The 2,360-nt window shown below is 50.1% G+C and carries 2 protein-coding genes and 1 pseudogene; 2 read left to right on the top strand and 1 reads right to left on the bottom strand.

Features of this window, described 5'->3' with window-relative positions; all coding sequences use genetic code 11:
• Together H6B10_RS14040 and H6B10_RS14035 are read left to right on the top strand one after the other, a co-directional pair.
• A pseudogene (locus H6B10_RS14040) lies at nt 1-297 on the top strand (sugar ABC transporter ATP-binding protein); the annotation flags it as partial.
• 16 nt (nt 298-313) lie between these two features.
• Complete coding sequence (locus H6B10_RS14035) at nt 314-1,963, top strand: ABC transporter permease subunit (RefSeq protein ID WP_204652172.1); 1,650 nt, start codon at nt 314-316, stop codon at nt 1,961-1,963.
• A gap of 160 nt (nt 1,964-2,123) precedes the next feature.
• On the opposite strand, the gene H6B10_RS14030 is transcribed toward H6B10_RS14035, so the two are convergent.
• The coding region (locus H6B10_RS14030; protein ID WP_204652171.1) for an enhanced serine sensitivity protein SseB C-terminal domain-containing protein at nt 2,124-2,360 on the bottom strand (237 nt) is incomplete at its 5' end.

The following is a 2,360-nucleotide window of genomic DNA, read 5'->3' as shown; positions in this document are numbered from 1 at the left end:
GGCGGCAATCAGCAGAAAGTAATTTTCGGCAAATGGCTCGAGCGTGAACCGCAGGTCTTTATGATGGACGAGCCCACCCGCGGTATCGACGTTGGTGCCAAGTACGAAATCTACGAACTGATCATCCAGATGGCGAAGCAAGGCAAAACGGTTATTGTTGTCTCTTCGGAAATGCCCGAGATTTTGGGTATTACCAACCGAATCGGTGTGATGTCCAACGGACATCTTTCCGGTATCGTGAACACCAAAGAGACAAATCAGGAAGAGCTTTTGAGACTGAGCGCCAAATACCTGTAAGTGGGGGATAAAACAAATGGCTAATAGTACAATTCTTTCTGCGGAGCGAGAAGCCGAACTCCGCAAGCCGATTGACGATTATGTCGGCAAAATTCAGGCTCAAATCGATGAGCTGCGTGCCAATGGTACGGATAAGGTCGTCAATATTACGAACGACCTGGACAACCTGAAGCGCGACCGTATCTATACTGCCCAGGAGAAGGCAGAGCGCGAAGCCCGTATGAAGGCCGAGCTGGAAGCCGCCAAAGCCGTTGAGGCCAAAAACAAAGATCAGGTTTCCAAGCTGATTGCCGATGCGGAAGCTTACCTGAAGGCACATTATAAAGCAGATTATTATCAGCATGTTGTTGCCAGCTGCAAGCTGGAAAAAGTTGCAGCACAGCAGAAGTACCAGGCAGCTGTCGCAACGTTGGAAAAGGAGCACCAGGCTTCTATCGCCAAGCTGACGGATCAGCAGGAAATCAAGGACGAAAAGTACGTTCACAAAAACCGTCTGTTCGACGCCAAGATGCAGCGCGACAAAGACCTGCAGGCTGTCAAGGATCGTCAACACGCAGCCTTTGATCATGAGTATCACCTGATCGATATGCTGCGCATGTCCAAATTCACGTTTGGCGAAACGATGGCGCAGCGCTGGGAAAACTACAAGTACACCTTTAACCGCCGCGACTTCCTGTTGAGAAACGGTCTGTACATTGCAATTATCGTGATCTTCATTGCGCTGTGCATCATCACGCCGATTGTCAAGAATGTGCCGCTGCTGACGGTCAATAACATCTTGAACATTCTGCAGCAGGCGTCTCCCCGTATGTTCCTGGCCCTCGGTGTTGCCGGTCTGATTCTTCTGGCTGGTACGGACCTGTCTATCGGCCGTATGGTCGGTATGGGTATGACCGCCGCCACCATCATCATGCACAAGGGTATCAATACTGGTTCTGTCTTCGGTGTCACCTTTGACTTCACCGGTCTGCCCGTTGTCCTTCGCGTCTTCATGGCATTGATTGCCTGTATTGTTCTGTGCACGATCTTTACCACCATTGCAGGTTTCTTTACGGCCAAGTTCAAGATGCACCCGTTCATCTCCACCATGGCCAACATGCTGGTAATCTTCGGTCTGGTCACCTACTCTACCAAAGGTGTTTCCTTCGGTGGTATTGAAACCGACATTCCCAACATGATCATCCCCAAGATCGGCGGCTTCCCCACCATCATTCTGTGGGCCATCGCAGCTGTTGTAATTGTCTGGTTCATCTGGAACAAGACCACCTTCGGCAAGAACCTGTTCGCTGTTGGCGGTAACCCTGAAGCAGCTTCCGTTTCCGGTATTTCCGTCTTCCGTGTAACCATCGGTGCGTTTATCCTGGCCGGTATCCTGTATGGTTTCGGTTCCTGGCTCGAATGTATCCGCATGGTAGGTTCCGGTTCCGCCGCATACGGCCAGGGCTGGGAAATGGATGCCATTGCAGCCTGTGTTGTCGGTGGCGTTTCCTTCACCGGTGGTATCGGTAAGATTTCCGGCGTTGTTGTCGGTGTCTTCATCTTCACCGCTCTGACTTACTCCCTGACCACCCTGGGCATCGATACCAACCTGCAGTTCGTGTTCTCCGGCATCATCATCCTGGTAGCCGTTATGCTTGACTGCTTGAAGTACGTCCAGAAGAAGTAATTCTTATTTCTTCACCCTAATCCAGTCTAAAAAATCCGCCACAAGAAAAAACTTGTGGCGGATTTTTTTCTTTATAACAACAGCGGCACTGCCAAGTGGGCAGTACTGCTGTTGTTTTTATTACATAGCAGGAAAGAACATTTTATGTCCTTTCCCCTTTTTATTCGTCATCATCCTCGATGACTCTACCGATGCCTTTTCTGTAGAACGGTTCACTGCCACGCATTCCCTGCTGGCCGAGGGGCGAAACAGATGTGGTAATATTCAAATCCATTTTTTGCTCGCGCCCGGCCAGATAAGGACGAGCCGCCTGAGCCACGGCAGCAAACAGCTTCTCATCTTTGGGTCCATCCAGAATCAACAAATAACTTTTCCTCGTATCGTTCACAATCATGAT

Origin of the sequence: Gemmiger formicilis (assembly GCF_016901605.1) — a bacterium.
GTDB classification, from domain to species: Bacteria; Bacillota; Clostridia; order Oscillospirales; family Ruminococcaceae; genus Gemmiger; species Gemmiger formicilis_B.
Note: the sequence above shows the minus strand (reverse complement) of the source record. Positions and strands in the feature narration are given on the sequence as shown.

Bases quoted from the DNA above. Each gene is read 5' to 3' on its own strand.
- H6B10_RS14035 (WP_204652172.1), top strand. From the start codon at position 314: ATGGCTAATAGTACAATTCTTTCTGCGGAGCGAGAAGCCGAACTCCGC.